This window comes from Streptomyces sp. NPDC028907, assembly GCF_055564995.1.
The window spans coordinates 371,247-396,531 of sequence record NZ_JBVHVE010000003.1 but is presented as its reverse complement, the minus strand read 5'-3'; the positions used below and the strand labels follow the sequence as shown (position 1 = coordinate 396,531).

Annotated in this window: 22 protein-coding genes and 1 pseudogene; 8 read left to right on the top strand and 15 right to left on the bottom strand. The window is 69.9% G+C overall.

What is annotated here, in order from left to right; all coding sequences use genetic code 11:
- Positions 1-150: 150 nt before the first annotated feature.
- The 3 genes from ACZ4UU_RS10830 to ACZ4UU_RS10820 all read right to left on the bottom strand — a co-directional run bounded on the left by ACZ4UU_RS10830 (position 151) and on the right by ACZ4UU_RS10820 (position 3,875).
- Positions 151-1,281, bottom strand: coding sequence for a 4Fe-4S binding protein (locus ACZ4UU_RS10830; RefSeq protein ID WP_468038528.1), 1,131 nt, complete (start codon positions 1,279-1,281; stop codon positions 151-153).
- 310 nt (positions 1,282-1,591) lie between these two features.
- The gene (locus ACZ4UU_RS10825) at positions 1,592-2,161 is read right to left on the bottom strand and encodes a TetR/AcrR family transcriptional regulator (RefSeq protein ID WP_468038526.1); all 570 of its coding nucleotides are present in this window, start codon (positions 2,159-2,161) and stop codon (positions 1,592-1,594) included.
- 214 nt (positions 2,162-2,375) lie between these two features.
- On the bottom strand, positions 2,376-3,875 hold the full coding sequence (locus ACZ4UU_RS10820) for an MFS transporter (protein WP_468038524.1): 1,500 nt from the start codon (positions 3,873-3,875) through the stop codon (positions 2,376-2,378).
- 455 nt (positions 3,876-4,330) lie between these two features.
- Between ACZ4UU_RS10820 and ACZ4UU_RS10815 the strand changes: the two genes are divergently transcribed.
- A complete protein-coding gene (locus ACZ4UU_RS10815; protein WP_468038522.1) occupies positions 4,331-5,209 on the top strand; it encodes an alpha/beta fold hydrolase in 879 nt (292 codons plus the stop codon).
- Between the two features lie 281 nt (positions 5,210-5,490).
- Here the strand turns inward: ACZ4UU_RS10815 and ACZ4UU_RS10810 are convergent, their stop codons facing one another.
- The 3 genes from ACZ4UU_RS10810 to ACZ4UU_RS10800 form a co-directional block, all read right to left on the bottom strand.
- On the bottom strand, positions 5,491-6,012 hold the full coding sequence (locus ACZ4UU_RS10810) for a GNAT family N-acetyltransferase (protein ID WP_468038520.1): 522 nt from the start codon (positions 6,010-6,012) through the stop codon (positions 5,491-5,493).
- Between the two features lie 53 nt (positions 6,013-6,065).
- Complete coding sequence (locus tag ACZ4UU_RS10805) at positions 6,066-6,593, bottom strand: aspartate carbamoyltransferase (protein WP_468038518.1); 528 nt, start codon at positions 6,591-6,593, stop codon at positions 6,066-6,068.
- A 165-nt stretch (positions 6,594-6,758) separates the two neighbouring features.
- Positions 6,759-8,156, bottom strand: a complete 1,398-nt coding sequence (locus tag ACZ4UU_RS10800) for an MFS transporter (protein ID WP_468038516.1) — start codon at positions 8,154-8,156, stop codon at positions 6,759-6,761.
- Positions 8,157-8,261: 105 nt separating this feature from the next.
- Between ACZ4UU_RS10800 and ACZ4UU_RS10795 the strand changes: the two genes are divergently transcribed.
- The 3 genes from ACZ4UU_RS10795 to ACZ4UU_RS10785 all read left to right on the top strand — a co-directional run bounded on the left by ACZ4UU_RS10795 (position 8,262) and on the right by ACZ4UU_RS10785 (position 11,874).
- A complete protein-coding gene (locus ACZ4UU_RS10795) occupies positions 8,262-8,876 on the top strand; it encodes a TetR/AcrR family transcriptional regulator (protein WP_468038514.1) in 615 nt (204 codons plus the stop codon).
- Positions 8,877-9,088: 212 nt separating this feature from the next.
- Positions 9,089-10,309 (top strand): serine hydrolase domain-containing protein, encoded by a 1,221-nt coding sequence (locus ACZ4UU_RS10790; protein ID WP_468038512.1) that lies wholly within the window; start codon positions 9,089-9,091, stop codon positions 10,307-10,309.
- Positions 10,306-11,874 (top strand): alpha/beta hydrolase, encoded by a 1,569-nt coding sequence (locus ACZ4UU_RS10785; protein WP_468038510.1) that lies wholly within the window; start codon positions 10,306-10,308, stop codon positions 11,872-11,874. Before ACZ4UU_RS10790 ends, ACZ4UU_RS10785 begins: the two co-directional genes overlap by 4 nt.
- A 255-nt stretch (positions 11,875-12,129) precedes the next feature.
- Here the strand turns inward: ACZ4UU_RS10785 and ACZ4UU_RS10780 are convergent.
- Positions 12,130-12,333: pseudogene (locus tag ACZ4UU_RS10780) on the bottom strand (DUF418 domain-containing protein); the annotation flags it as partial.
- Positions 12,334-12,402: 69 nt separating this feature from the next.
- On the opposite strand from ACZ4UU_RS10780, the gene ACZ4UU_RS10775 reads away from it, so the two are divergent.
- Complete coding sequence (locus ACZ4UU_RS10775; RefSeq protein ID WP_468038508.1) at positions 12,403-12,597, top strand: hypothetical protein; 195 nt, start codon at positions 12,403-12,405, stop codon at positions 12,595-12,597.
- A gap of 82 nt (positions 12,598-12,679) precedes the next feature.
- Here the strand turns inward: ACZ4UU_RS10775 and ACZ4UU_RS10770 are convergent, their stop codons facing one another.
- Both ACZ4UU_RS10770 and ACZ4UU_RS10765 read right to left on the bottom strand, forming a co-directional pair.
- Positions 12,680-13,798: a sensor histidine kinase gene (locus tag ACZ4UU_RS10770; RefSeq protein WP_468038506.1), complete on the bottom strand. Its 1,119-nt coding sequence runs from the start codon at positions 13,796-13,798 to the stop codon at positions 12,680-12,682.
- Positions 13,795-14,490: a response regulator gene (locus ACZ4UU_RS10765; RefSeq protein ID WP_468038504.1), complete on the bottom strand. Its 696-nt coding sequence runs from the start codon at positions 14,488-14,490 to the stop codon at positions 13,795-13,797. The genes ACZ4UU_RS10770 and ACZ4UU_RS10765 overlap by 4 nt, the downstream gene beginning before the upstream one ends.
- A 191-nt stretch (positions 14,491-14,681) precedes the next feature.
- Here ACZ4UU_RS10765 and ACZ4UU_RS10760 point away from each other — a divergent pair, with 191 nt between their 5' ends.
- Positions 14,682-15,239, top strand: a complete 558-nt coding sequence (locus tag ACZ4UU_RS10760; RefSeq protein WP_468039190.1) for an ImmA/IrrE family metallo-endopeptidase — start codon at positions 14,682-14,684, stop codon at positions 15,237-15,239.
- A gap of 77 nt (positions 15,240-15,316) precedes the next feature.
- Here ACZ4UU_RS10760 and ACZ4UU_RS10755 read toward each other — a convergent pair whose 3' ends face one another.
- From ACZ4UU_RS10755 to ACZ4UU_RS10730, 6 genes are all read right to left on the bottom strand, one after another.
- Complete coding sequence (locus ACZ4UU_RS10755; RefSeq protein ID WP_468038502.1) at positions 15,317-15,529, bottom strand: hypothetical protein; 213 nt, start codon at positions 15,527-15,529, stop codon at positions 15,317-15,319.
- Between the two features lie 119 nt (positions 15,530-15,648).
- Positions 15,649-17,139 carry a glycoside hydrolase family 32 protein gene (locus ACZ4UU_RS10750; RefSeq protein ID WP_468038500.1) on the bottom strand — a complete coding sequence of 497 codons (1,491 nt, stop codon included), beginning with the start codon at positions 17,137-17,139 and terminating at the stop codon, positions 15,649-15,651.
- Positions 17,140-17,177: 38 nt separating this feature from the next.
- Positions 17,178-18,050, bottom strand: coding sequence for a carbohydrate ABC transporter permease (locus tag ACZ4UU_RS10745; RefSeq protein ID WP_403338651.1), 873 nt, complete (start codon positions 18,048-18,050; stop codon positions 17,178-17,180).
- Between the two features lies 1 nt (position 18,051).
- On the bottom strand, positions 18,052-18,978 hold the full coding sequence (locus ACZ4UU_RS10740) for a carbohydrate ABC transporter permease (protein WP_468038498.1): 927 nt from the start codon (positions 18,976-18,978) through the stop codon (positions 18,052-18,054).
- 86 nt (positions 18,979-19,064) lie between these two features.
- Positions 19,065-20,366: an extracellular solute-binding protein gene (locus ACZ4UU_RS10735; RefSeq protein ID WP_468038496.1), complete on the bottom strand. Its 1,302-nt coding sequence runs from the start codon at positions 20,364-20,366 to the stop codon at positions 19,065-19,067.
- 142 nt (positions 20,367-20,508) lie between these two features.
- On the bottom strand, positions 20,509-21,543 hold the full coding sequence (locus tag ACZ4UU_RS10730; RefSeq protein ID WP_468038494.1) for a LacI family DNA-binding transcriptional regulator: 1,035 nt from the start codon (positions 21,541-21,543) through the stop codon (positions 20,509-20,511).
- Positions 21,544-21,809: 266 nt separating this feature from the next.
- Between ACZ4UU_RS10730 and ACZ4UU_RS10725 the strand changes: the two genes are divergently transcribed.
- Together ACZ4UU_RS10725 and ACZ4UU_RS10720 are read left to right on the top strand one after the other, a co-directional pair.
- The gene (locus tag ACZ4UU_RS10725; RefSeq protein ID WP_468038492.1) at positions 21,810-24,743 is read left to right on the top strand and encodes a GH32 C-terminal domain-containing protein; all 2,934 of its coding nucleotides are present in this window, start codon (positions 21,810-21,812) and stop codon (positions 24,741-24,743) included.
- A gap of 262 nt (positions 24,744-25,005) precedes the next feature.
- A complete protein-coding gene (locus tag ACZ4UU_RS10720) occupies positions 25,006-25,236 on the top strand; it encodes a hypothetical protein (protein WP_468038490.1) in 231 nt (76 codons plus the stop codon).
- The last annotated feature ends 49 nt before the right edge of the window (positions 25,237-25,285 follow it).

The window sequence follows — 25,285 nt, the reverse complement described above, 5'->3', positions numbered from 1 at the left end:
TTCCCGTCGGGGCGACGCACGCCGGGGCCACTCCGAGTAATGGCCCGTCTTGGGTGACCTGCCGTCATGCCCGTGCGGCGGTCATCTCCGACGTCGTCTCCGCCGGGATGCGGTGCAGTCCCTTGCGGTCGTGAAAGCAGTGACTGCCGCTCATGACGTACGGGTCTCTCGGTCGGCGGACGCGGAACGTTTCGCCGGGGGATGCCAGCCGCCGGTGACTTCCTTGACGGGCTTGTGGGGGAAGCGGCGCCGGGCGTACTCCTGCGCGTGGGAGCCCGGCAGGACGTACAGGGTTTCCTTCTTGTCCCGGAGCGGCCGCAGCACGGTGTCCATGAAGGTCTTGCGGTCGTCCAGGTACGGGCCGAGAACGTCCTCGCCGGCGGGGCAGACGGCGAGGCAGTAGCCGGACTTGTAGCCGGGCGGAGAGCTCAGGCTCTGCCACATGGAGGCGCTCTCGGAGTCGCTGACCCGGGAGCGGTAGTCGGCGGCGTCCTCGCTGTCGGCCACGGTCTGCGCCCAGTCGGTGAACCCGCTCATGAACTCGCGGTAGTTGTGCGTGGTGCAGGCCAGTGCGTCGAAGGCGCCGTCCTTGGCGATGGCGCCGACCGGGCAGGCGGCGACGCACAACTTGCAGTCGATGCAGGGGTTGTAGTCCAGCGCCTGCCCGTACTCGCTGACCTCCGCGTCCACCAGGACGGTCACGAGCAGCACGAAGCTGCCGAACTTCGGGTGGATGACGTTGCGGTGCAGGCCCATCACGCCGAGTCCGGCGGCCACCGCGACCGTCTTGTGTGCCACCACCCAGATCCGCTCGTGGGGGAAGCGGTCCATCTCCTGGGGGAAGCCCACGGAGGGATTGAGCGCGCGGTAACCCGCGTCCTGGAGCGCCTGGGTGACGCCGCGGGCGGCGTGGTTGGCCTGTTCGTCGGTCTGGTGGAACTCCTGGTTGGCCACGCTGCGGGCGGGGGAGCGGCAGTTGTCGCGGTTCATCCGGACCGCCATCGCGATCAGGGTGCGGGTGCCGGGCAGTGCGGACTGTGCGTGCTCGCGCTCGCCGGCCAGGTCCGGATGGTCCAGGCTGACCGCGGCGGCGTCGTCGGCGCCGGCCGCCAGGCACAGCTCGCGCAGCCAGGCCGCGTCGATCACCGCGGGCGGGCGACCTGAGGTGCCGGTCCTGCGCCGGGCGAGTACGGCCCGTACGGAGGGGTGGGCGGCGAGCTTCGCCGGAAGCCTGGGAGGCGGGGCCGTCGGTTGCCCCTCGGCGTTGCGCGCGGCAGTCATCCGTACTCCTCGGGATTCGAGTCACCGGCTCTCCCGCAGCGAGAAACCGATCGGTTTCACCACCGTAAACCGATCGGTTTCTGGACGCAACCCCGTGCGGCGCGCCGCTCCTTCGGGCTGACGGTCAAGTTCCTCCCGGACGTTGGCGTTCCGCGGCTGTCGCCAGGTGAATAGAGCTAGATCCCTGCCGTCGTCGGGCTCCCCCCGGGCGGAACAGTCGTCGGGCTCACCCCCCAAGCGGGACAGGGCAGGGGCGTGACGCCATGGGGGTCGGCCGGTCGCCGGAGGCCGGGTGTCACGCGATGCGTCGTCAGCGCATGTCCGCCGCGTCGAGCAAGGCGGCCACGGTGGGGGCGACGAGCCCGCCCTGCGTGTCGGCTTTGATTCCCGCACGGGCGCTCGCGCCGTCGAAGACCAGGATCAGCTGACGGGCCAGCAGGTCCGGGTCGCTCGCCCCGCCCTGTTCGGCCTCGGCGCGGAAGAAGGCTGTCAGGTTCTCCTTGACCCGATGGGCCACCCGGCTCGCGGGGTGACTCGGGTCCTTGAGCTCGATCTGTACGACGAGGTACCGGCAGCCCTGGAAGCCGGGTGCACCCGCCTGCGCCTCCGCCTGTTCGAAGACGTGCAGGATCCGCTCGCGGGGTGGACGGTTGTCGTCCGCCGCGGGAAGGAGTGCCGCCACGTAGGCGGAGGCGTCTTCCTCCAGGCTCGCCGCCAGCAGTTCGTCTTTGCTCTCGAACAGCTTGTACATGGAGCGCTTTGACACCCCCGCCGCCTTGCACAGCGCGTCGACGCCGATGTTGACGCCGTCTCGGTAGGTGAGTGTGGCCGCTGCCTCCAGCAGTCGCTGTCGGGAGCTTGGCATGGCTTCGGTGGTCATATGGCGAGGTTAACTCGATTCCGGCCCGTTGGAAACCGATCGGTTTACGGGTGGGGTGCGCGAGGAAGCGATAGAAACCAGGCGGCGCCTTGTTGGGGTGGCACCCCCGATGGCCGGCGTGTCCACCGGCCTCGGGAATTCAGCCCACATCGTGCATGCCCTCTACCGGCGATGATCGGAGCGCAGGGCATTTCTCGCCACGTCGGATTCGGGCTCAGTGGGCGATCACAGGCTCGCCCTCCGATGGCGCCAGAGCCGCATTCGGCATCAGGAACGCCGTGAGCACCGCACCGGCCACGAAGATCCCGGCGCCCCACGCCAGGGTGGCCGTGTAGCTCTCGACACCGGCCTGGGCCATGGTCAGTGCGCTGGGCTTGTGGGAGGACAGGTAGTCGGTCGCGGCCGATGAGGCGACGGTGGTCAGCAGTGCCGTGCTGATCGAACCACCTACCTGCTGGCTGGTGTTGATCAGTGCCGAGGCGACGCCCGCGTCCTCGTGATGCACGCCCGCGGTCGCACCCTGGAACGCGGTGGTCATCACCCCACCGATGCCGAGACCCAGCAGGATCATGCCGGGCATGATGTCGGCGACGTAGGCGCTGTTCAGTGTGAGCTGCGTCAGCAGGGCCATGCCGGCTGCGGAGACCAGGAAGCTGACGCTGACCACGACCTTCGGGCCGACCTTGGGCAGCAGCAGCGAGGGCACCGTGGTCGACGAGGCGACGATGCCCGCGACCATCGGCAGGAAGGACAGACCGGCCTCGATCGGCGAGTAGCCGATGCTGGCCTCCAGGTAGTAGGTCAGGAACAGGAAGATCGAGAACATCCCCATGCCCAGGACGAACACGGCCAGGAACGAACCGCCTCGGGTCCGGTCCAGCACGACGCGCAGCGGCAGCAGTGGATGCGCGACCCTGCGCTCCAGCCAGGCGAACACCGCGAGCAGCACCACGCCGCTGATCATGGAGCCGAGGGCGACCGGGTCGGTCCAACTGGTGGATTCGACGTGCGCGAAGCCGTAGACGATGCCGAACAGCGCGGCGCTCACCACGACGGTGCCAGGAATGTCGATCTTGGGTCGCTCGGTGACCGCGGGCTTGGCCAGCAACAACAGCGCACCGGCCAGCGCGACGCCCGCGAAAATGACGTTCACGTACATCACCCAGCGCCATGACGCCCATTCGGTGAGCATGCCGCCGAGCAGGAGTCCGACCGCGGCGCCCGCGCCGGACAACGCACTGAAGATGCCGAAGGCCTTCGGCCGTTCGGCCGGGTCGGTGAAGGTCACGCTGAGCAGTGACAGCGCCGCGGGCGCGAGCAGCGCGGCGAAGAGGCCCTGGGCCACGCGTGCCGCGACGAGTATTTCGAAGCTGCCGGCCGCGCCGCCGATGACGGATGCGGCCGCGAAACCGATCAGGCCGGTCACGAAGGTCGTACGTCGTCCGAACAGGTCACCGAGTCGGCCCCCGAGCAGCAGCAGGCTGCCGAACGCCAGGGCGTACCCCGTGATGACCCACTGCCGGCTGCCGTCACTGAAACCGAGGTCATGTTGCGCTTCGGGCAGCGCGATGTTCACGACGGTCGCATCGAGCGTGACCATGAGCTGTGCCACGCCCAGCACGACGAGCACCCACCAGCGCACGGCATGTGAGCCGCGGCGGCCCGAGTCTGTTTTCCCGGAGGCGGGCGCCCCGCGGTCGAAGGTGGTACTCACTTTTCCCCTTAGTCGCTGGTCATGGACCGACCATCGGCCGGAAACCGATCTGTTTCCACCTAGGAAAACAGATCGGTTTCCACGGTGCAAGTGAAGGGGTCGTCTTGACCTGTGGGTGACCTTGCAACGCGCCGGTGCGCCGCGGCGCCGTGATCTCCGTTGCGACCTCAAACGCAAGGCGGGTGAGGACACCCTCATGGCCACGACGGCGCGATCGTGGGCCTCGGCTTCGAGCTCCAACTCGGCGTTGACGGTGAGCGGCACGGGCTTGCGCCCGGAAACCGATCGGTTTACCCTGGCGGAAACCGGTCGGTTTCTCGCCGTGAGGGCAGTCGTGATCGCGCTGAAGGGACGCGAGTGTCCTCTGCGCCGGCGACAGCAGTGGACAGGCGAGGCGCTGGTGGAGGGGTCACCCCAGGCACCTGTCCGCAGTACACACACAAGGAGTCGGCGAAATGCCCAGCCAGGATTCACGCCCCACGATTCACGTTCCCGGCACCACCAGCCACACGATCGCCCCTCACGCAGGACGCCACAGCCGCGAGGGAACGCTGCGCTACCTCAAGGCGGGCGCTGGTGCTCCGCTGGTCCTGGTGCACACCGTGCGCACGCAGGCCGAGCACTTCCGCTCCCTCATCCCGTTGATCTCGGACCAGTACACCGTGTACGCCCTGGATCTGCCGGGGATGGGTTACTCCGAGATCGTGCCCGGTGCGTCGTACGACGAGCCGGCGATGCGTGCGGGCGTGGAACGGCTGCTCACCGAACTCGACCTTGAAGATGTGACGTTGGCAGGAGAGTCGATGGGGGCGGTGCTCGCCCTGACCACCGCGGCCGACCTGCCGGAGCGGGTCCGGCGCGTCGTCGCGGTGAACACGTACGACTTCCGCGGCGGAATCGCCCGGTCCAGCCTTCTCGCCCGTGTGGTGGTCAGCGGTGTTCTCGCCCCGGGGGTGGGCCCGATGATCGCCGGGGTGGAGCCCAAGCCGGCCCTCCGCAAGATCCTTCAGGGCGGCCTCGGCGACAAGACCGCGCTGCACGAGGACTACGTGGACGAACTCCTCCAGGTGGGCGCCCGACCCGGCTACCCGACCGTCGCCCGGGCCGTCTACCAGGCTCTGCCCAGCCTCATCGCCGCCCGCTCGCGCTACCGCGAGGTCAAGGCGCCCGTCCACCTCGTCTACGGGGAAAGAGACTGGTCCCGGCCCTCGGACCGGGAGGCCAATAGGCAGCTGCTTCCGGCCGCCGACTTCACCCAGGTCCCCAAGGCAGGTCATTTCATCGCCCTGGAACGGCCCGACGTGCTGGCCGAACTGTTGAACGCGGTGGCCTGATCCCCGGCGTCCTCGACAACCGCCAGGCCCAAGAGCGCCAGGTTCGGTACGGGCGGGCTGGAGCAGAGCGATCTCGACCGCGAGGGCGCCGAGGGCTCCTTCTCGGGTGGGTAGTTGGCGCGGATGCCGGCCAGTTGCGGGCCCTCGGCACCAGCACCAGCATCAGCCTATGCCCGTGCACGAGGGCGAGCCGGTGACGGGAGCCTTCCAACCTCCGCAAGGTGACCAGCCGCGCCGGCTATGGCGCGTAACTCAGCCACCCGCCTCGGTGATCACCGAGATCAGGTGTCCTGCTGGAACAGTGGATTGTCGTCAGGAGCCTGTCCTTCCGCCCCAGTGTCGGCTGGCCTGGCCCGTGATCCGCTCGGCCCATGGCTCCTGTGCATTACGCGGTACATGCCGACCGAGTCGTGGGCGGCGGTGTCGGCGAAGCCGAACTTCTCGTAGAGGAAGCGTGCGGGGCCGTCGGCGATCAGGGAGACGTAGGCGGTGGCGGGCGCCCGGCGCTCCAGTTCCTCGGTGAGCGCGGCCATGATGCGCTTGCCGAGACCGCGCCCCTGGTGTGCGGGGTGTACGCACACGTCGACGATCTGGAACGCGGTACCGCCGTCACCGATGATGCGCCCCATGCCTATGGGCTCCCCCTGGTGATGGAGGAGCACTCCGTGCCAGGTGTTGGGCAGCGCCGACGCAACCGCTTCGGGATCCTTGTCCGAGAGGCCGGCATCGGTGCGCAGGCGGCGGAAGACCTCGACGGAGGGCACACCCACCTCTATTTCATACGGGTCGTTCAAGCTGTCCACTTCCGATCGTGCAAGGTGCGCGGTGATGGGCCTGCGCCGGCTCGGCCCGTTGGTCAGTGTCCTGCTTCGGCGTGGTCGCCGTGGTCGCCGAGCTGTGCTTCGAACCAGTCGTGCAGGGCGTCCACCAAGGCGGGTTCTTCGGTTGTGTAGGTGAGAGTGGCCCCGTCGGGCCGCTCCCGATAGCGCACCTCGATGTGTTTGTAGCCGTCTTGAAGTTCCGCCAGGCCCGGCATGCTGTCGCCGTGGATCTGGGCGGGGTCACCGAAATCGCCCTGGCTGAACGCCTTGGCCTCCTGCTGGAGGTGCGTGCGTATGAGGTCGGCCTGCTTGGCGTCGTCGGCCTGGTCGGCGACGACGTCCTGGACCCCGCCCGTCTCGGTGGGGGTGAAGTGGTGGGTGGTCTGTTCGAGGTCGAAGGGCATGACGGTCCGACCGCGCTCGGCGACCGCCTTCTGCCGGTCGGTTCGCCCCTCGCCGCTGTCCTGCTGGGGGCCGCCGATCAGGAGAGCCGCGGCCAGTGCCGCGCCGACTCCTGCCGCGGTGATGCCGGCCGTCAGCAGCCGACGCTTGCCGTACTTCATCCAGTGCCTCCGTGAGCACTTCGAGGGTGTGCGGTACGCCCGCTCCGTGGTGAATGGGGCCGCAGGGTGCCGTGGCCAGGCGGGGCGCACGGGGCGGTCTTGGCTTCGGCCGCGCCGCGACTGCTGCAGTCCTGGGCGCGCCGATCCTTGCCGGCCTTTGTGGGCTTACCGGTGCTTGGCGGGAATCAGCCGCAGGGCGATGACGGCGGAGACCGCTGCCATGCCCGTGGCGACGAGGAACGCGTCGTCGAAGCCGGAGGCGGTCCGGGCGCCGGTGTGTGTGGCGATGCTCGTGGCGGCGGCGCTGGAGACGGCCGCGGCGCCGGCCGAGGCGCCGAACTCGTGGAAGGTGCTGACGATGCCCGACATCACACCGGCCTCGTGGGGAGCGATGCCGGCGAGTGCGGTGGCCGAGGCGACGACGAACAGGGCCCCCAGTCCCGCCGCGGCCACGCTCACGCCGGTGACCATCGCGGCGGTTCCCGACCAGAGCACCGGCACGAGGAACCCGGCAGCTGCCACCGCGAGGGAGACCACAGCCAACAGCCTTGCTCCCAGACGGCCGATCACGCGGCCGGCGGCCGCGGCGGCAGCCATCGTCAGCAGCGCCACCGGCAGGAACAGCACGCCGGTCATCAGGGCCTCGTGGCCCTGGTGGTTCTGGAGGTAGAAGGAGCCGAGGAAGAAGGCCCCCACCATCAGTGCCGTGGTGACGGCGATCACGAAGGTCCCCGCCACCACCGGGCGCCGGCCGAGCAGACGCAGGTCGATCAGCGGTGTCGCCGCCCGGCGTTGCCAGCGGGCGAAGCCCCCGTAGGCGGCTGCCGCGGCGGCGACCAGGGCCAAGGTGACGATGTCGAGCCAGCCGTGGTCGCCGGCACGGATCAGGGCGTAGATGAGGGCGCCCGTCGCGGCGGCTACCAGGACGGCACCGGGTATGTCCAGGGAGCCGGTGGCCGCGCGGGGCAGGCGGGGCAGGATCCGGGCGAGCGAGATGAGGACGACCAGGCCGACGGGGACGTTGACGAAGAAGACCCAGGCCCAGCCCGGACCTGCTGTGATCAGCCCGCCCAGCAGCACGCCGAGGGCGGCGCCCCCGCCGCCGAGCGCCGACCAGATGCCCAGCGCGCGGTTGCGTTCGTCGCCGTCGAACAGCCGCACCACCACGGACAGGGCGGCGGGCGAGAGCATCGCGGCGCCCGCCCCTTGAGCGATTCGCGCGGCGAGCAGCAGCGGGGCGCCGGTGGCGAGTCCGGCGGCCAGCGACGCGGCGGTGAACAAGGCGAGCCCGGCCAGCACGACCTGCTTCGGACCGAACAGGTCCGCGGCCCGGCCGCCGAGCAGCATCAGACTCCCGAATGTGAGGGCGTATCCGCTGACCACCCAGGTCAGCGCCGCGCGACCCAGGTCTAGTCCGGCACCCATGTCAGGCAGAGCGATCGCGACCACGGTGATGTCGAGGATCAGCATCAGTTGAGCCAGCCCGAGCAGCCCCAGGGTCGGCCAGCGCAGCGGATGCGGTGCATCCGGTGCGCGTTCGGTGGTGGTTTCCGTGTTGCTCATGACGCTCACCCCTCGCCACTAAGTCATACAACTGTGTTCACGTTATACGCCCTGAGGGTATAAACCAAACAGCGTTGTACGAGTTGCTAGCGGTACGGTAGGCGCATGGGCAGCAAGAACTCCACAGCCACCAAACGTGCGGACGCTCTGCGCAGCATCGAGGCGATCGTGCAGGCCGCGACGGAATGCCTAGGACGCAACCCGGAGGCGAGCCTGAGTGAGATCGCGCGGGCCGCGGGAGTCGGCCGGGTGACGCTGTATGCGCACTTCACCACCCGGGCGGAGGTCGTCGACGCGGCGATGAGCCGCGCCATCGACCGGGGCAACGAGGTGCTGGACACGGTCGACCTGACCGGTGACCCGCTGCTCGCCCTGGCCCGGTACATCGAGGCCGGCTGGCACCTGGTGGATCAGGCACGGGCACTGCTCGCCGCAGCCCAACGCGAACTTCCCGCCGGACGCATCCGCGAACTGCATGCCGGGCCCGCCGCCCGCGTCGAGGCACTGGTCGCCCGCGGCCGCGCCGAGGGTGCCTTCCGTACGGACCTGCCGATCACCTGGATGGTCAACGTCCTGCACTCGGTCATGCACAGCGCCGCAGAGGAGATCCGCGCCGGCCGCCTCACCTCCGACCGCGCCGCCGACCACATCACCGCCACGGTGCTCGCCGCCTTCACGCCACCGGGCAAACCGGTACCCGAGACCGGCGGCGGAGCGTGACATCGACGGTTTTCGAGGGGGCGCTGAGCAGAAGGGGACAACCAGCGAGGGCTGACGGTCGTTGGCTGCAGGTCGTCGAGCCGGCCGAGTCGGCGGCGTTCCTTCCTCCCCCGGGGGGCATGCCCCCTGTTCCGTGCTGTGGCTGCCCCCACCCGCGAATCGGCTGCCTGCCCGACTGACCCCGACGCGCGGCGTGCCTAGCGTTGTGGCGCATGGCATCCTCCCTCATCACCTCGGCGCTGGGCAGATGCACAAGCGTGGCGGCCGTGTTGGCGGCCATCGTCGTGCCCGTCGCTCCGGCTGCCCCACAGCCGCCCGCTGCCCGGCAGCACGCTGTCTGCGGACCGCACGGCGAACTGCGTGAGGCCCTGCGCACGCTCACCGATCGCGACCGGATCACCGGTGCCGCGGTCCTGATCACCGACGCCGCGGGCGCATCCTGCGGGAGTTGGACCGAGACCGCAGGGACGGCCGACCTGGGCACGGGCCGCCCCATGAACGCCACCGACCGATTACGCGCCGGCAGCGTCACCAAGACGTTCACCGCGACGGTCGTGCTCCAGCTCGCCGCCGAGCACCGGATCGCGCTCGACGCTCCCGTCGACCGCTACCTGCCCGGACTGATCCGGCAGAACGGCTACGACGGCCGCCGGATCACCGTACGGCAGCTTCTGCGGCACACCAGCGGATTGCCCGACTACCTCGACGCCCCCGAGTGGGAGCACCCCGAACGCATCCGGTACCGCCACTTCGAACCCCGCGAGCTCGTCGCCCGCGCCCTCGGCCTGCCGCGCCCGCGCGGTGAGTGGCACTACGCCACCACCAACTACCTCCTCGCGGGCCTGATCATCCGCGAGGTCACCGGCCACTCTCCGGAGGCGGAGATCGCCCGCCGCGTGATCCGGCCCCTCGGACTGCGCGACACGTACTGGCCCGGGGACGACACGCGCATCCACGGACCGCACTCGCGCAGCTACTTCACCGCCGAGGACGGCCGCCTCGCCGACGGCACCGCCTGGAACACGACCTTCGGCGGGGTCGGCGGCGCCCTTGTCTCCACGCCCGCCGACCTGACCCGGTTCATCACCGCGCTTCTCGGCGGCCGTCTGCTGCCCGCGGACCAACTGGCCGACATGCGGCGGACGGTGGCCGCCGACCCAGACCGGCTCTGGCCCGGCGCCCGCTACGGGCTCGGCCTGATCGCCTCCCCGCTGCGCTGCGGCGGCCTGTGGTGGGGACATGCGGGGACCGTGCCGGGCGGCCACCGGGCGCTGACCGCCGTGGGCCCCGGCGGGCGGAGCGTCGCCGTCGCACTCAACGCGATACCGGCCACGCTCCAGGCCGAACAGGACTTCCTCGACGTGGTCCAGACCGCCTTCTGCGAAGAACGGCCCTCCGAAGGAACAGAACCAACAGAAGGGGAACCTCAGTGATCCGCTTACCCCGCTCGCTGCGTTGCGCTACGACAACGGCGAAAAAGGCGGCCCTGGGCCTGGCCGCCACCGCTCTCGCCCTCACCGCGCTGCCCGCCACGGTCCTCCCGGCCCAGGCGGCCTCCGACCCCCTTGCCCGCTACCACCACCAGCGCCTCGACTGGAAGAGCTGCGTGCTCGGCCCCGACGACGCGACCGGCAAGGAACTGGAGCAGGCGGGCGCCCAATGCGCCGACGTGACCGTACCGTTGGACTACGGCGACCCCGACGGCCGTACCATCACCGTCGCGATCTCCCGGATCCGCGCCACCGACACCGCCCACCGCGTCGGCCCGCTGCTGCTCAACGGCGGCGGCCCCGGCGGACAGACGCTCGGTGACCCGCCGTGGGTGCGCAAGGCGATGAAGGACGTCGCCACACGCTACGACGTGGTGGGCGTGGATCCCCGTTTCGTCGGCCGAAGCACCCCGCTGGACTGCCACTGGCCGACCGGTTCCGCGATCCGGAGCGCGGGCGTCGACCGCGCCGGGTTCGACCGCATGGCGGCCTTCTCCCAGGACCTCGCCCAGCGTTGCCGGCAGCACGCGGCTGACGTGCTGCCGTACGTCACCACCCGGAACACCGCGCGCGACCTCGACGTCATCCGCGCCGCGCTCGGTGAGCGGCGGATCTCCTACCTGGGGTACTCGTACGGCAGTTACCTGGGCGAGGTGTACGCCACGATGTTCCCCGGCCGCACCGACCGGGTCGTCCTGGACGGTGTCATCGACCCGGACCGGTACAACCCCCGGCTGCTGCGGGGCAGCGAGAAGGCCAACCGACACGCGCTGGAGGGCTGGGCCTCGTGGGCCGCCGCCCGTGACACGACCTACGGCCTGGGGCGCACCCGTGGGGCGGTGCTGGCGACCGTGGACCGCGTCCAGGCCGCCGCCGCCCGCACACCACTGCGGCTCGGCGACCACCGGGTGGACGAGCACATCGTTCCCCTCATCGCCTTCAACGGCCTCTCGCAGGACAACGACGCCGCCTACGGGGACTTCGCGCAAGGGGTACGGGACATGCTGCGCGCGGCGGACGGGCACCGCGTCACCCCGTCCCCGTGGCTCGCCGAGGTTCTCGAGTTCATGCTGACCGGAGCCGACTCCCACTACGGCAGCGTCCAGACGGCGATCCTGTGCGGTGACAAAGCCGCCCCGCGGGATCCGGAGGTCTACTGGCGCGACATCCAGCGCGCCCGCCCGCAGGACCCGTTGCTCGTCCCTGTCACGCACAACCTCAACCCCTGCGCCTTCTGGGACCCGCCCCGCGAGCGCCCGACCACCGTCAGGGACGACCTCCCCGCCCTGCTCGTCAACGCCACCGGAGACCCGCGCACCACCTACGACGGCGCCACAGCGGTGCGCCGGACGTGGCCCTCCTCCCGCCTGGTCACCCTGCGAGGCGCCGACCAGCACGCGGTGTACGGCGTCTACGGCACCCCGTGCGTCGACGCCACGGTCAACACCTACCTCGCCACCGGCCGCCTCCCGGCCACGGACATCACTTGCGGAGCGCGCGCCCGGTGAGCGCCGGGCTGCACACGCGAAGGGGCCTGACAGTTGGGGGGACGTTCGTCTGTACGTGGCTGGGGAGAGAATCCGTACACCGACACCCGGCACTACAGACGCCGGGTGGCGACCCACCTCATCGTGTTAGCTGCTGTCAGGGCACGCGGAGGGCAGGATGCGGGCGCTGAACGGGGTGACGGCCAAATCTTGGCGCGGTGCGCGCCTGCATGGCGGCTCCGCCGACCTGATCGGCTGCGGCGTCATGGGTTTTCAGCTGCCGACGCCGTCCGTGGCCGACAGCGGGGGGCCGATGTGCACGACGTACATGCCGAACACCGCCAACGCGCGAGCCAGGTCCACCCCGACGAGGCGTCCCATCGAGCGGACCATCCGGCAGGCTTCGGTAACGCCCCCGCCGACCGGCGGAGTCTCGTCCTGACCGGCCTCCGGCGCGAGCGGGACGGCGGTCTTCTCCAGCCACTCGGCGGGGGTGTACCCGACAGTTGCCGGATGGGCGCGAGGCAGCCGAACGTCCAGGCTGGCTGCATGACCCACCGTGCACGACACAAGGAGACCGAGGACTTCCTCGGATCATCGATCGACGTACCTGGCCGTGACGCCGTCCCTGGCAGGGGCGAGTTCCTGGAGTTCCTCGGCCTGACGGCGGCGGCGGGCGCCTTCGTCCTGTTCGTCGTGCACCCTGAGGCCGCCGAAGCGTTGGTGCAGGCCCTCGTCCACTGAGCCGACACCTACTCACGACACGCAGAAGAATGTGCGCTCATGTCCGGCACCGGTGGGGGGTCGCGCTCGGGCTGCTGGTCGGTCAGTCCGTGCCGAGGGGAATTCGCAGCCGTACCCGGTAGCCGCCCTCCGTGGTCGGGCCCGCCTGCAGGGTGCCGTGCAGGATCTCGGCCCGTTCCCGCAGACCGACCAATCCTTGCTGCGAACCGGGCAGGGAAAGGGAGGGACGTGTGGGAGGGGTGTTGGTGACGGTCACTCCGATGCCGTCGCCGTCCTGCCACAGCTCGACGCAAGCGGTGGCGCCGGGGGCGTGCTTGCGAACGTTGGTCAGCGCCTCCTGAACCGTACGGTAGAGGGCTCGTTGGGCCGGTGTGCCCACGGCGGGCGGCAGCTCACCTGACAACTCCACGTGAGTACCGCTTGATTCCACCAGTTTGCGCAGGTCGGCCAGAGTGGGCTGAGGCGTCAGCTCGGTGGTCCGGCCGCCGGAGGCGCGCAGCAGCGTGACCATGGTGCGCAGTTCGTCGAGCGTGGTCACGCTCAGCGAACGGATCGTGCGGGCAGCCTCCTTGGCGTCCGCGTCCTTGGTGGCGACCTGCAGGGCTCCGGCCCGTACGGCGATCAGGCTGACCTGATGGGAGACCACGTCGTGCATCTCGCGGGCCAGTTGGGCGCGTTCGCGGGCGAGCACGGCCTGGGCGTGCAGTGCCCGCTCGTGTTCCCTGGCCTCCTCGATCTCGACCAGCCGCCGCGCCAAGTCCCGATGAGTCTGGAGGAGTAGTGCGATGAGAACCGGTGCGGCGGCGGTCGCCAAGCTGTACACGAAGGTGACCACCGTCATGGTCCGGCCGACCTCGGTGAGGCTGGCCAGGGGCCACGGAGTGCTGTTCGCGACGGCGGTCAGGGCGACACACACCGCGAGGAGCCGGCGATTGCGGGAGCGTTCGGCCAGCGTGAACAGCGCCGCGAGCGGAGCAACGGCGACGGGCTGCGTCAGCGCGATGGGCAGGGTGAGCAGGAACACGCCGAGCGGGAATCGGCGCCGGAAGGCCAACGCGGCGCAGCCGAGCGTGGCCAGCGCGACACTGAGGCGCGTGTCGTCCCACAGGTTCAACCACACGTCCACGGCCGCTGCCGCCACCAGGACGAGGTCGACGACCGGCGCGGGCACACGCTCCCACAGGGCGCGGGCGCGATTCATCGCCCGGCCTTCGACCGCGGGTGCTCGTCGAGCAGTCCGGCCCGCTGCGCCAAGAGCGCGGCCTGCACCCGGCTGGTCACCCGAAGTTTGGTGAGGATGGCGCTGACGTGGTCCTTGACCGTGCCGGAACTCAGGTGGATGCGGGCCCCGATGTCGGCGTTCGACAGGCCCTCCGCCACCAGGACGAGCACGTCACGCTCACGGGCGGTGAGCAGTCGGATCCGGTCGGCCTCCTCGCCGACGGCCGCCTCGATGCCGGGGTGGCTGTGCAGCAGTGTCCGGGACGCCTTGGGGGAGAGCACCACGCCGCCCGCGGCCAGGGTGCGCACCAGGTGGGCGAGCTGGTCCGGTTCGGTGTCCTTGAGCAGGAAACCGGCCGCACCGGAGTGCAGCGCGGTCAGGATGTACTCGTCGGCGTCGAACGTGGTCAGCATCGCCACCACCGGCGGGTTGGGCATCGTCCGCAGCTCGCGCAGGACGGTGAGCCCGTCGACGTCCGGCATCCGGATGTCCAGCAGCACCACGTCGGGCCGCTCCCGGCGGACGGTGCCGACGGCGTCGCCGCCGCTCGCGGTCGCGACGACCTCGATGTCCTGCGAGGTGCCCAGAATGAGTTCGAAGCCCGAGCGGACCAGTGCCTCGTCGTCCACCACCACTACCCGGATCACGCGCTCCGCCTCACCTTCGTCCATGCCGTCCGGCCATGCTGCCTCGACCCTAAAGCCATGCAGAGCCCCGGCGGCCCGACGAGCGGCAGCTCCAGCCAGACGGCGGGGTAGCGCCCACCACTCGGCAGGGACATCACAGCCGCCTGCCGGATAGTCCATGATCGGCTCGGTCTCCAGCCCCAGGGGCATGACACCTCACCGGGGTCCCATTCGTTCTGCTGAGCACCGAGAAGACAGCGGAACACGGGCGCTTCGACGCCGCCCACGAACTCGGACACCTCGTCCCGCACGGCGAGGAACAGATACCGCAGGGCCCGCAGGCCGAGGCGGAAGCGCACCGGTTCGCGGCCGCATTCCTCATGCCGCGGGCGGACGTCCTCGCCCAGGCGCCGCATGGCGCGAGCACGAGTTGGATCCTCCAGGCCAAGCGTCGTTGGAAGGTCGCCGCAATGGCCCTCGCACACCGGCTGTACGAACTGGGCTTGACCACCGAATGGCAGTACCGCACCCACTTCGTGGAACTCGGCCGTCTCGGCTACCGCAAGTCGGAGCCTCACAGCGGAGTCGCCCGCGAGACCTCGCAGGTGCTGGGCAAGGTACTCACTGCGCTACGCACCGAGGGGACGCGGCCTGCCGACGTGGCTCGCGAGCTTCATCTCCGGCCTGCCGATCTCAACGACCTGATCTTCGGGCTCGTTGTCACCGCGCAGGAGGGAGAGGGGCAACGGCACAGCGGTGGGCACAACCGGCCGCGGCTGTCCGTGGTCCGCTGACATGTCGACGGCGAGATCGAGGATCGCATCTGCGGCCTTCTCGCCGGCCTCGACGTGGACCCCACACGTGACACCTGCTACGGCTGTGCGCTTCGGGCGGAGGTGGCTTGGAGCGGCCCCCGCCACGCGGGCCTGCTCGGGGTGGACGCCGCCGAGGCGATAGAGCGGGCCGACTTCGTGACGATGGGCTCGTCGCAGGTGAGCAGCGATCCGGTCAGCTCGATCACGGTCAGGGGCCTCTGGAGCAAGTGCTCGGTGAGCGGCTCGGTCAGGTTTCCCAGAAGGCTCACGTGCTCGTTGGGGTGGCTGGTGCGTTCCAGGGTTGTGAAGTCGCGGAAGAGCGCGATCGAAGCGTGAGGTCTCGCTGTCTGCGTAGGGGCCCGGGCCAGTGACCGGACCCCATGCGTGATCAGGGGTGGACGAGACCGACGTTCGCCCCTGTGGACTCGGCGTTTGTGTCGCTCGCGTACCGCATGGTGTACGGACGCAGGTTCCAGGCGCCGACCGTGTAGCCGAGGACTCCTTCGCCTTCGGTCCGGGCCTCGATCCGCCAGGGTGTGCCGCCGGTGGGGTAGAACCGCAGAGTCAGGGCCTGGCCCGACGGCAGGTAGAGCTCGGCGATGGACCTGTCCACCACCAGGCGCAGTTCGACCGGGGTACCGGCCGCGGCCTGTGCCTCGGGACAGGGGATGCGGAACGTGCCGCCGTGTGCTCGCGGGTCGAGGGAGGCGTGATCGCGGTCGATGACGAGTTCGCCGGCGTCGGAGTCGATCCTGATGTCCAAGTACTCGGCGCCGTCGGCAGAGGTGACCAGCCGTAGCCCGGATGCGGTGCCGGCGGTGCGGGGTTCCAGGCGGGCTGTGAGGTCGAAGCTTCGGCCTACCGTTCCAAGAACGACCTCTCCCGTGGTCTCGCCCGCGACGCTCACCGCGCGCTCGTCGCGCAGCGCGAGGAGTTCCGCGGCCGGTCGCTGTCGTACGGAGCCGTCCTCGGCGAGTGTCACCTCGCGTGGGAAGGTCAGCAGCCCGGCCCAGCCGGCCTCGCGTACCCACTCGGGGTCGCGGGCCTCCCATGCCCAGCCCCACAGCAGCCACCGTCCGTCGGGGGCGGGCAGCAGAGCGGGGGCGTAGAAGTCGGGGCCGTGGTCGAGCAGGGTGGGGATGTCGGCGAGGAAGCGGCCGTCCTTCTCGCGGCCGGGGTAGACCACGGTGCGGCGGGGTCCGAGTTCCGGGTCCCAGGCGCCGAGGATCAGGGCGCCGCGTCCGTTCGTGTGCAGGTACTGCGGGCACTCCCAGCCCAGCCCGGTGTCGGCGTCCGGTGCCACCACCTGCGGGGCCCCGGCCAGGAACGGCCCCTGGTACCCCCACTGCTCCAGGTCTTCGGACTCGTAGAGCAGTGCCGCGGCTTGGCCGTCCGCCTGGGCGGAGCCGACGAGCATGCGCCAGCGGCCGGCCTCCCGCCAGACGTACGGGTCGCGGTACATGGTGGCGCCGTCGGGCAGCTCGGGGATGAGCAGAGTTCCCCGGGGTGTCCAGGTGACACCGTTGTCCCGGGATTCGGCTGTGGTGACGGGCTGGGCCCAGCGGTCGGTGCGGTAGGCGGAGTAGAAGGCGACGATGCGGTCGCCGTCGGAGACGGCGTTGCCCGAGAAGCAGCCGTCGGCGTCCTCGCCGCCCGGGGTGGGGGTGAGGGCGACGGGGAGTTCGTCCCAGGTGAGCAGGTCGGGGCTGCGGAAGTGGCCCCAGTGCATGTTCGCGTGCTCGGGTCCGTACGGGTTGTACTGGAAGCACACGTGGTAGTGGCCGTCGTGGTACGCCAGCCCGTTGGGGTCGTTGATCCAGTTGCGGGGTGGGCGCAGGTGCGCGACGGGCAGGTGGGGGTCTGCGGGCAGGACGGACACGCAGGGGTCCTTTCGGTGTGGGGGTGGGCGGAGCGCGGTCAGCCCTTGACGCCGGTGGAGGCGATGCTGTTGACGAACGAGCGCTGGAAGGCCACGAACAGGGCGAGGATCGGCACGGTGATCATGGAGGAGTACGCCATGATCTGGCCCCAGCCGACGTTGAGTTGGAAGAAGTAGGAGATGCCGACCATCACCGGCCGCAGCTCCTCGCTCTGCACGACCATCAGCGGCCACAGGTAGGAGTTCCAGGCGGGCAGGAAGGTGAGGATGGCGACGGTGGCGACCGCCGGGCCGGACAGCGGCATGACGATGCGCCGGTAGATGGTGAACCAGCCGGCGCCGTCCACGATGGCCGCCTCGTCGAGTTCCTTGGGGATGCTCTGGAAGTACTGGTGGAAGAAGAAGATCGAGAAGGCGTTCGCGACGAACGGCACGATCTGCACCTGGTAGGTGTCCATCCAGCCGGTGGTCCACTCCAGGTGGAAGCCGTTGACGCGGAGCAGCGGCAGTTGGTTGACCCACCACACCAGAGGCAGGGCGAAGGTCTCGAAGGGCACGATGAGCGTGGCGATGATCGCGGTCAGTACGGCCTTGCGGCCGGGCCAGCGCATCCGGGACAGGGCGAAGGCGGCGAGGCTGTTGACGATGATGCCGAGCACCACGGTGATCGAGGAGATCAGCACGGAGTTCAGCAGGAACCGCGCGGCCGGGACCCGGTCGAACACGCTGGTGTAGTTGTCCAGGGACAGGGCGCCGACCGGCAGGAAGGCGCGCAGGGAGCCGAGGTCGCTGAAGATCTGGTCGTCCGGCTTGAACGACGAGACCAGCATGAAGAGGAGCGGGAGCGCGAAGACCAGGGCCAGGACGATGCGGCCGGCGTGACCGCCGAGGTGCTTGAGGAAGGAGGTCATGTCAGTCCTTCTCCCGGGTCAGGAAACGCTGGACGAGGGAGACGGCCAGCACCAGCACGAAGAACACCAGTGAGATCGCCGCCGCGTACGCGGTCTGCTGCTGGTCGTAGCCGGTGTGCACCGCCTGGTAGACCACGGTCGTTGTGGAATCCAGCGGGCCGCCCTGGGTCATCACCCGGATCTGGGTGAACAGGCTGAACGCCGCGATGGTGATGGTGACCAGCACGAACGTGCGGGTGTCGCGCAGGCCGGGCCAGGTGACGTGGCGGAAGCGGTCCCAGCGGGTGGCGCCGTCGAGGTCGGCGGCCTCGTACAGTTCGGCGGGGATCGTCTGGAGCCCCGCCAGCCAGATGATCATGTGGAAGCCGACGCCCTGCCACACCGACATCAGGATGATGGCGGGCATGGCGGTGGCTGGGTCGCCCAGCCAGTCCGGACCGTGGACGTGGCCGAAGGTGAGCGCCGAGAGGACGCGGTTCACCAGGCCGTCCTGCCGGTAGAGGAACGTCCACAGCAGTGACACCACGACCATCGAGGTGACGACGGGCAGGAAGTACACGGTGCGGAAGAAGTTGACGCCGCGCACCTTCGCGTTGACCAGCAGCGCCAGAACCAGGGCGAGCCCGGCCTGGAGCGGGACGACGACGGCGGCGAAATACGCCGTGTTGCGCAGGGACTTGTAGAAGACCGGGTCTTCGAAGAGCTGGGTGAAGTTCCGCAGGCCCACGAAGCGGGCCGGAGTGGGCGAGATGAGCCTCGCGTCGGTGAAGGCCAGGGCGAAGGCGAGGGCGACCGGTACGACGAGGAAGACGATCAGCAGCACGACGGCCGGGGTGGCCATGCCGACGGCGGTCAGGCTCTCGCGGCGGCGTGTGTTGGTCGTTCGACTTCGCCGGACCGGACGCAGCCGGCCAAGGGCTGCGATCATGGTGGTCACGGTAGCTCCAGGGGAAACCGGTCCGGTTCGGGCGCGCGGGGAGAGCGCGGTCGGGGCCCGAACCGGACAGGGGCGGGTCAGCCGGCGTCGTAGTTGTTCGTCTTGAGGTTGGTGTCGATGTCCTTCGCGGCCTGCCCGAGCGCGGCCTTGGGACCGGCCCCGGCGAGGATGTCCTGGGCCGCCTTCTCGAACTCGGTGGAGATGTACGGGTAGGCCGGGGTCACCGGGCGTACCACCGCGAACTTCCGGGCGAACTCGACGAGCTCGTTGAACTTCCCGCCCGGCTGGTAGCCGTCGACCTGCTTCGCCGCGGCCTCGGTGGCGGGGAGGGTGCCGGTGGCCTTGGCGTAGTCGACGAAGTACTTCGTCTGGCGGGAGAACTTCAGCCACGCCTGCGCCCCGCCCTTGTTGGAGCAACTGGAGCTCATCGCCCACTGCCAGGACGCGCCGCCGATCTTCGGCCCGTTGCCGAAGTCGACCGGCGGGAGGATCGCCAAGTCGTCGCCGAGCTTTTCGGCGTTCTTGGCCGCGTTCCAGCTGCCGTCCCACTGGATGGCGCTCTTGCCGGCCAGGAAGTCCTTGTTGGGGTCGGCCCCGGACTTCTTCGCCATGTAGCCCTTGGAGACCAGGGAGCGGAACCAGGTCGCCCACGCCACGGACTTCTTGCCGTCGAGCGTGCCGGAGGCGGTCTTGTAGCCGTCGCGGTTGATCAGGTCGCCGCCGAAGCTCTGCAACTGCGGGGAGTACGCGTAGGACCACCACTCACCGCTGCCGCCGGTGCCCATCTCCAGCGGGTACTGGAACTTCCCGCTCTTCTTCAGCTTGGCCAGCGCCGCGTCGAACTCTGCCTTGGTCCAGGGCTTGTCGATGGTCGGGATGCGGATGTCGTTGTCCTTCAGCACCGACTTGCGGGCGAAGAAGGCGAGCGAGACGTCGTAGAAGCCGAATCCGTAGACCTTGTCCTGGTAGCGGCCGACGGTGCTGGGCAGCTGGTCCGACAGCGGGACCTCGGCGCCGGAGACGTCGATCGGGGCGAGGTAGCCGCCCCAAGCCCAGTTCGCCACGTTGGGGCCGTCCACATCCAGCAGGCAGGGCAGCTTGCGGGCCGAGGCGGCGGCCACGACGGAGTTGTTGTAGTCGCTCTGCGGGAACGCCTGGAGCTTGACCTTGTACTTGCTCTGTGACCCGTTGAAGTCCTTGATGATCTTCTTGACGACGTCGAGCTCGGCCGAGTTGCCGGCGTTGTGCGTCCACAAGGTGATCGTGTCGCCGTCGGCTCCGGACGAGCCGCTGCCACTTCCGGTCGCACATCCGGCGACCAGCGCGGTCGCCGCCGCGACGGCTACACTCGCACCAGCGAGGCGCCTGGTTCTGAACACCACGAGGTTCCTCCATCTCACTGAGACGGGTCTTGCCGGACCCGCCTTGGCGACCGGTTGCCACGGTCGCTGCTCTTGGTGGTCGTCCCGCTGCCCGGGTCTCGCTCCGGGCGGCGGGACAACCGTCTTCGGGTGTGCCGCGTCAGCCCTCGGCGGGCGCGCCGATGGAGGCACGGTCCTGCAACGGCATGGGCACACGGTGTACGGCGGCTTCGAGTGGCCCCGCACCGAGGATCAGCTCCACGGCAAGGCGGCCGAGCTGGTAATGCGGCAGCTTCAGCGTGGTGAGCGCCGGGCGCAGGACGGCTGCGATGTCCTGATCGTCGAAGGAGACCACCGACACGTCGCCCGGCACGGACAGGCCCGCCTCGCCGAGCGCCTGGTACGCGCCCATGGACACCCGGTCGGTCAGGCATACGAGCGCCCCGGGCCGGTGCCCCGCCGCGAGCAGCGCGGACACCTCCCGGTAGCCGTCACGCGTGTCCCAGTCACACTCGACGACCCCGTCCAGGCGGGCGCCGCCCTCCCGCAGGACCTCCTCCAGGCCGCGCATGCGCTCGTTGCCGGCGATGATCCCCTCGGGCGTGGCCGGAACGGCCTGGTGACCGCCGATCGCCCAGATGCCGTCGGTGTGACCGGCGGCGAGCAGGGCACGGCCCGCGTCCCGGCCCGCCTGAAGCTCGTCCGGCACGACCGACGGGGCGTCGAAGCCGGGGGCCAGGCAGTTCAGCAGCACCACCCGGCGCCCGAACAGCTCCTTGGGCGGAGTGACGTACCGGGTGAACATGGACGCGTAGATCACCGCGTCGACCTGGCGGTCCAGCAGCGCGTGGACCAGCGAGGACTCGGCATCACGGTCGCCGCCCGCCTCAGTGATGAACAGCAGGTTCTCCCGCTCGCGGGCGGCCTGCATCGCGCCGCGGATCACGTCGCCCGCGAACGGGGTCGTGGTGATCCGGTCGGAGACGAACCCGATGGTCTGGGTCGACTTCGTCCGCAGACTGCGCGCGGTGACGTTGGGGCGGTAGCCCAGCTCCCGGGCAGCCTCCAGCACACGTTCGCGGGAGGCATCGGAGATGCGCATGTCGGTGCGGCCGGACAGGGCGAACGACGCGGTCGTCGGCGAGACGCCCGCCTTGCGGGCGACGTCGGCCATGGTCACGCGGCGTTCAGACATCGGCGGCTCAGCTCCGTTGTTAAATCGGATTAGCAAGTTGCGACGAGACTGAGCCGCGCGTGGCCTGATGTCAACACTCCGGCCATATCGAATGGGAAACGGTGACCTTATGTGACGATTTGGTAGGTCTCTAGGTGGCGTCGAAGTAAAACGGTATGCATTAGCTCTTGCGTTAGCAGGAGCGGCGCGCGAACGATGCCGAGCCATCCCGTTAAACCGATTTGGCACCGCGTCAGCACCAGCCGCGCACCACCCAGGAGTCAGCCATGAGGAGAAGAACAGCCCTGACCGTCGTGTCCGCCGCCATCGGCGGCGCCGTCGTACCGCTCTCGTTCGCTGCCACCCCTGCCGCCGCCGAGGGACGGCGCGGTCCTCAAAGCCCCACCGCCCGCTGGGACTTCGACGAGCGCGCCGGCACGGTCACCCGCGAGGCGGTCTCCGGCTCCGCCGACCCCATCAGCTACGTCTTCACCGACGCCCGCTACAAGCCCGACAGCGATCCCGTACGGCGCCGCGGAGTGCACGGCCGGGCGCTGTACTTCGACGGCTACTCCACGGTCGTCACCGCCGACGGCCCCGGCGAGCTCGACCTCGCCGGCGGCCTCACCGTCGACGCCTGGATCGCCCCGTACGCCTACGAGCACGGCATCGACGGCAAACCCCAGGCCCTGGTCAACCAGCACAATCCGGACGCGAAGACCGGATTCCTGCTCGGTCTGCGCCGCTTCGGCCAGCTCGTCTTCCAACTCGGCTTCGGCACCGACCTGATCGAGGTCAAGGGCGCCACCGACCAGCCCGCCGCCAAGGGCCGCTGGACCCACGTCGCCGCCACCTACGACCCCACCGCCCGTCAGCTGCGCCTCTACCGCGACGGCCGGCCGATCGGCACCGCCACCACTCCGGACACGGCGCCTCAACCGGCGGCGGGTGAACCACTGTTGATCGGCCGGCACAACCGGCCCACGCTGCTCAACGGCGAGTTCCACGCCAACATGTACATGGGCCTGATGGACAGCCTCGTGATCCGACCGGGCGCCCTGGACGACGCGACCGCGCAGCAGGAGCACGCCGAGCGGCTCGCGGCGCTGCCCGGCCACCGTGCGCCCCGCCCGGACACGACCCTGGACCGGACCCGTTTCGACGGCGACCGGCACCGCCCCCAGTTCCACATGCTGCCGCCCTGGCACTGGATGAACGAGCCGCACGCGCCCGTGTACTTCAAGGGCAAATACCACATCTTCTACCAGCACGACCCGCTCGGCCCTTACTGGGGCCAGATCCACTGGGGCCACGCGGTCAGCACCGACATGGTGCACTGGCGCGACATGCCCATAGCCCTCGCACCCGCCGCCGGCTCGGTCGGGCCGGACGGCTGCTGGTCGGGCTCGGCGTACGTCGACGGCGACCGCGGCCCGGTGCTCTTCTTCACCGGCGGCGACGACCGCCTCCCCTACCGCCAGCGCACCGGCATGGCCGTGTCCTCCTACCAGACCGACCGGGACACGGACCTGCCCACCTGGACGATGAAGTCCCAGCCCGTCACCGAAGCCCCGGCCAAACTCCCGGCCGGCCCCGGCACGGCATGGGCGGAGAACTTCCGCGACCCCTTCGTCTGGGAGGAGGACGGCGTCTGGTACCAGCTGACCGGCAGCGGCATCGTCGACTACAACGGCACCCAGGTCACCAAGAAGTACGGCGGAACGGCCCTCGTCCACACCGCCCGCAGACCCGAGGGCCCGTGGACGTACCGAGGCCCCCTGCACCACAACGACCTCGCCACCGTGCCCGAGCCCGGCGAGGTGTGGGAGCTGCCCGTCCTGCTCCCCCTGCCCGGCCCCACGGGCAGGCGCACCGGCAAACACATCCTGCTGGTCAGCCCCTGGTGGGAAGCGTTCAACCCGAACGCCGTCAAGCACACGTACTACTGGATCGGCACCTTCGACAAGGACACCTGCCGCTTCACGCCCGACCACGACAAGCCCCGCGAGTTCGACTTCGGCGAGCACTTCACCGGCCCGTCCGGCTTCGTCACCCCCGACGGCCGCTCCGTGCTCTTCAGCATCACCCAGGACCGCCGCAGCGAACAGCAGCACGCCCAGTCCGGCTGGGCGCACAACGCCGGCATGCCCGTCAGCGTCTCGCTCCGCCCGGACGGCACCCTCGGCGTCGAACCGATCGCCGAGGCGGCCCGCCTGCGCGGCAAGCAGCTCGCCCGGATGAGGCAGACCACCATCAAGGACGCCAACCGCCGGCTCGCCGACGTATCCGGTGACATGCTCGACATCGAGGCCGTCATCGACCCGCGCGACGCCACCACCATCACCCTGACCGTCCGCGCGAGCGCAGACGGCAGCGAACAGACCCTGCTCTCCTACGACACCACCGAGCACCGCTTCGCCATCGACCGCAGCCGCTCCAGCCTCGACCCGGACGTACGCAAGGGCGTGCACGGCGGGACCGTCGAACGCGACGGCGGACAACTGAAGTTGAGGGTACTGCTGGACCGCTCGATGCTGGAGGCGTACGTCAACGGCACCAACAGCCTCACCAGCCGCGTCTATCCCACCCTCAAAGACGCCACCGGCCTGCGCCTGACCGCCGACGGCGGCACCGCCCAGGTCGTCTCCCTGGACGTCTGGCGCATGAACGGCGCCTACGACACCACCGTCGCCCCCGCCGCGTACGACCCGCCGCGCCCGACGGACGTCGATGCCCTCCCCAACCACGACTTCGCCGCCGGGGACCTCACCGGCTGGACCGTCGTCTCCGGCACCACCTTCAGCGACGCCAACGTCACCACCCGCACCGACTGGGGCTGGGGCGGCCCCTTCTACCAGGCCGAGACCCACGCCGATCCGGCCGGCCACCACCTGTGGGGCTTCAACCCGGATGCCGGCGGCGACGAGGCGACCGGCGTACTCCGCTCCACCACTGTCGTCCTCGGCGGAGACGGCGTGGTCGACCTACTCGTCTCGGGCGGCAACGACCCCGACCGCCTCTACGCGGCCGTCGTCCGCGCCGACGACGGCAAGGTGCTCGCCAAGGAGACCGGCCGCGGCGCCGAGCAGTACCGCCGCGTCGTCTTCGACCTGGCGGCCCACATCGGTGAACGGATTTATGTCGAGGTCGTCGACAAGGCGCCGGGCGGCTGGGGCCACATCAACATCGACGACGTCAACGTACCCGTCCGTCGGACGTGACTGTGCGGGTGCCGTGAACTGCGGTTTTGTCACCTGCACGGATTCGCCGTGTCGGTACCGTTGCGGGGGCCGTTCGCACCGCTGTTGACCGTGGCTGTCCGTGCCAGGACCTGGCGCAGGTCCCGGCTCGGCAGCCGCGACCCCGACATCCTCGCCACGGCCTTCGACTACGTCGCCGGTGCCCCGGTCCGGACGACGGCAGCGGGAGTCAAATACAGCGGTGCCGCCCGCTACACACCCGACACCGCCGACGACTCCGGGCGTGCCGGGCAAGGGAAGCCGAAGTCGCCGAAGCCGCGCACGGGTTCGGGACTTCTACGACTACCTGGGCGTCCCCTGGACCTTCCCCGACACGGTCACCCGCCGTCCCGAGAAGGACCGCGCGCGCTCCGTCGACAGCTCTGGCCATGTCCGGCTGGTGTACGGATACCGCTCGGGGTTCCCGCTGAACAGCAGGGACAGCCAAGGGCTGCGCGCGGCCCGACGCCTCTGACCCGCCCCGCCTCCCCCTTCGCGGGTGGCTCCAGCCACTTGGCGGGGGT